4 protein-coding genes are annotated in these 3,925 nt (G+C 54.1%); 3 read left to right on the forward strand and 1 reads right to left on the reverse strand.

Features of this window, described 5'->3' with window-relative positions; translation table 11 throughout:
* Positions 1-203: 203 nt before the first annotated feature.
* The gene (locus VEI96_03935; GenBank protein ID HXX57126.1) at positions 204-1,445 is read right to left on the reverse strand and encodes a beta-ketoacyl-ACP synthase II; all 1,242 of its coding nucleotides are present in this window, start codon (positions 1,443-1,445) and stop codon (positions 204-206) included.
* 89 nt (positions 1,446-1,534) lie between these two features.
* Here VEI96_03935 and VEI96_03940 point away from each other — a divergent pair, with 89 nt between their 5' ends.
* The 3 genes from VEI96_03940 to VEI96_03950 all read left to right on the forward strand — a co-directional run.
* Positions 1,535-2,293 (forward strand): RodZ domain-containing protein, encoded by a 759-nt coding sequence (locus VEI96_03940; GenBank protein HXX57127.1) that lies wholly within the window; start codon positions 1,535-1,537, stop codon positions 2,291-2,293.
* A 220-nt stretch (positions 2,294-2,513) separates the two neighbouring features.
* Positions 2,514-3,278, forward strand: a complete 765-nt coding sequence (thiD, locus tag VEI96_03945; GenBank protein ID HXX57128.1) for a bifunctional hydroxymethylpyrimidine kinase/phosphomethylpyrimidine kinase — start codon at positions 2,514-2,516, stop codon at positions 3,276-3,278.
* A partial coding sequence (locus tag VEI96_03950) for an AAA family ATPase (protein ID HXX57129.1) occupies positions 3,278-3,925 on the forward strand: 648 nt, incomplete at its 3' end. The genes thiD and VEI96_03950, both read left to right, overlap by 1 nt.

Consider the following 3,925-nt stretch of genomic DNA (forward strand, 5'->3'; position numbering starts at 1 on the left):
AGGGCGTCGATGCCCTGCTCTACAGAGAAGGGTTTAAGGGCATCAAGAATGGCGGGTATAGGCGCCTGGAGTTCTCATGGGTACTTGAAGACAATATCCCCGTACAGAGGATTGTTGAGCTGGTGGGTGGAAGGCTTTACAAGCGATACAGGATTTATGAGAAGGAGCTGTAGAGGCTAGGCCTCGTAAAGTCGCTCTCGAATCTACATCCGCCGCAGTACTAAGACCGCATTCACCCCCCCGAACCCATAAGAGCTTGATAGTGCGAACTCTATTTCTGTCTTCCGTCTTTCAGTCACGATATTTATATCACATGCGGGATCTCTTTCATCGAGGTTGATGGTCGGAGGAATGATCCCGTCCCTCAGTGCCATAAAGGTGAATGCAACCTCCATGGAACCCGATGCGGCAAGCATGTGACCAGTCATGGATTTTGCGGCACTCGTTTGTATCGCTGATGATCTCCTTCCGAAGACTCTCCGCATCGACTGAACTTCCGCCAAATCCCCGACGGGCGTACCCGTCCCATGAGCGTTCACATAACTCACCTCATGAGGAGCGATGCCTGCCTCCTCGATCGCCATGATCATCGCCGCGGCCTCTCCTTCCGGATCGGGCCTGGTCATATGGTAAGCGTCTACCGTGTTTCCATATCCCACGATTTCACCGTAGATTCTTGCGCCCCGTCTTTTGGCATGGGTTAACTCTTCCAAGACAAGGATGCATGCACCCTCTGAAAGCACAAACCCGTCTCTCTTCATATCAAACGGCCTTGGCGTTTCCGGTATCCCGTCGAAGCGGACGGGGCGTCCTGACAACGCCCCTGAACTCCCATATCCGGCAATACAGAGCCGGCACAGAGGCGCCTCGGTGCCGCCGGCCATGAGCAGCGGGATGGAGCCAGATTTGATTATTCTGAACGCCTCGCCAACTGCGCTTGCGCCCGAGGCACAGGCATGAGAAATCCCGAGACAATGCCCTTTGATCCCCAGCTTCTGGGCCACATATGATGCAGCCACGCTTACCGTCGAAGAGGGCATCACATACGGAGAGGTGCGAGAAAGACCTCGTTTGAACTCTCTTTCGAGAGTACTGACACCGCCCCTGCTCGAACCGATGACCACGCCGGCTGTAAGAGGGAGAGGGCGTCGATCACCCGATGCTACGGCGAGGAAGTCCAGCCCCGAATCTTCAACAGCCATTAGGGCAGCCGCTACCGCGTACTGCACAAAGGGATCGAGCCTCCTCGCCTCTTTGGGGGAAAGATACGTTAGGGGGTCGAATCCGCGCAGCTCGCCTGCCGTCTTCCAGGGGAACTCCGAGATATCGATCCGCGTTATCTCTCCGATGCCGGACCGCCCCGCCATGAGGGCATCCCACGACTGCCTGAAGGTATTGCCGAGCGGACTTACAGCACCTATCCCTGTCACAACGACTCTCGTCACGATCACCTATGATACCACAGCGTGGCGAGTAAGCTGCGTGCCATTTTCATGCATTTTATGATAGTATTTATAAACACTTGAGTCCGGCATTGATAGGCGAGATCTTAAAGAAGAAGCGTGAGGCGTTGGGTCTTGACCTCAAGGAGATTGGGGCGAGCCTGAGAATACGGAATGAGTATCTCCAGGCATTGGAAGAAGAGAACTTCGAAAAACTGCCTCCCGAGGTTTATATAAGGGGATATATCAGGGAATACGCAGATCTCCTCGGCATCGATCCGGAACCGCTCATCAGCGCGTATGCGAAACAACAAAGCACGCCGCACGGTGAGATCCAGCCGGAACCTTCGCCTCAAAAAAAGAGTAATCTTTTCCCGCTGATTCTGTTTATCCTGTCCGGGGCAGTCATCGTTTCCGCGATCTTCATGCTTTTTGTGAGAACGAAAGAGGCGCCGGTGGGGGGGAATGCAATCGTCCACATTTCTCCCCCGGTTCAGACGCAACCCGAGCAGAAGTCCGCAGAAATCTCCGACCTACCCTCAGATCGTAAGAATGAGGAGGATAAGCCTTCCGGGGTTACTCCCAAGCAATACGTCCTTCAAGTCTCTGCTACTGATGTTACCTGGTTGCGCATCGAACTGGACGATGGAAAATCTGAGGAAGTACTCTTGAAACCAGGGGAATCAAAAGACTGGACCTCCAAAGAAGGATTCGGACTTAAGATCGGAAACGCGGGAGGGGTCAGACTGATCGTAAACGGAGAAGATATGGGGACCCCCGGCAATAAGGGGGAGGTCGTGAAGCTACGGTTTCCTAAAGGAGAATCTCCGGAAAACGCCGTCGACAGGTGACCGTGGGGCAGAGCATAGCAGTACCACTTCAGATGATTCATGAGAGAAGTGCGATATCGAGACCTACCTGTCTGGAAGGACTATCCGGACAGATGACCTGATCTGACTCGCAAGAGAGAGCCTATGTCGCGGTTTTTCCTCTGCAGCATCAGTAGGCACAGAACCGGAAAGACCGTTTTCAGCCTTCAGCAGCCCCTTATCGTTATAATAGGAGGGCGAGATGAAATCTGTCTTGACGATAGCCGGTTCTGATCCGACGGGAGGAGCAGGACTACAGGCAGACTTGAAGGTCTTCAGGGCCTTCGGTGTGCAGGGGTTTTCCGTCCCTGCGGCCCTTACCGCACAGAATACGACCGGTGTCGAAACTGTTCTGCCCGTTGAGAAAGATTTTTTTATCCTCCAGATGGACGTCCTCCTGCGGGACCTCCGTCCTGACGCATTGAAGACAGGCCTGCTTTACAGCGTCTGGGCGGTCGAGGCGATTGCCGAAAAAATGAGGATCTACTCCCTCAGCAACCTCGTCGTCGACCCTGTCACCGTCTCTTCAACGGGTGCGATTCTTGTTGACGAAGGAACCCTCGACAGGATCAGGGATCTCCTCTTTCCCCTCTCCCGGGTAGTCACCCCGAACATCTACGAGGCTTCCGTGCTCACCGGTATAAATATCGAAAACGAAGGAGACATGGAAAAGGCAGCTGTGAGACTCAAAGAGATGGGCCCCGAGGTAGTGGTAATAACGGGGGGGCATCTCGATGATGTCACCCTCGATCTCTTTTATGACGGAACCGGTTTTTATAAGGTGGAGGCATCCAAGATCAAGGGTGAATACCATGGGACAGGTTGCGCCTTTTCGTCTGCCATTGCTGCCTCTCTTGCCTTGGGACGTGAACCCCTAGAATCTGTGAGAAGGGCAAAGGAATTCGTGACTGAGGCGATTCGAAAATCCTCCCATCCCGGTAAGGGCATGGGGCTGCTCGGCCTGTAATGTCCAAGATAAGGACCTTCTACCAGTGTCAGGCCTGTGGCTATTCCAGTCCGAAGTGGCTCGGCAAGTGTCCTGACTGCGGGGCATGGAATACACTCGTCGAGGAGAAATCCTTCGGGGGTTCATCCCGCTTATCCCGTTCGCAGCCGGCAAGATCCCGTCCGCAACCCCTCAGCGCGATATCAGGAGGAGGCAGTGAAAAAAGGGTTCTGACGGGGATTGCCGAACTGGACAGGGTTCTCGGCGGAGGAGTTGTCGGAGGTTCCGTGATCCTTGTCGGTGGAGACCCGGGGATCGGGAAATCGACGATCCTCTTACAGGCGGCCGCGAAACTTTCTGCCAGGTCGGGCAAAGTTTTTTACGTCTCCGGCGAAGAATCGCCCGAACAGATCAAGCTTCGGGCCGAGCGGATGTCCATTGAGTCGGATAATATTATCCTCCTTGCGGAGACGAACCTTGAAGGGATATTGCATGCTTCTGAAGATTTATCGCCGGGAACTATCGTTATAGATTCAATACAGACTATGTATACGGAAGATCTCGTGTCTGCGCCGGGATCAGTGGGACAGGTGAGAGAATGTGCGGCGAAACTGGTCTCCTTTGCCAAGCGGTCCGGCATCTCTCTGTTCATTATAGGGCATGTCACG

This window comes from Thermodesulfovibrionales bacterium (genome assembly GCA_035622735.1).
Classification (GTDB): Bacteria; Nitrospirota; Thermodesulfovibrionia; order Thermodesulfovibrionales; family UBA9159; genus DASPUT01.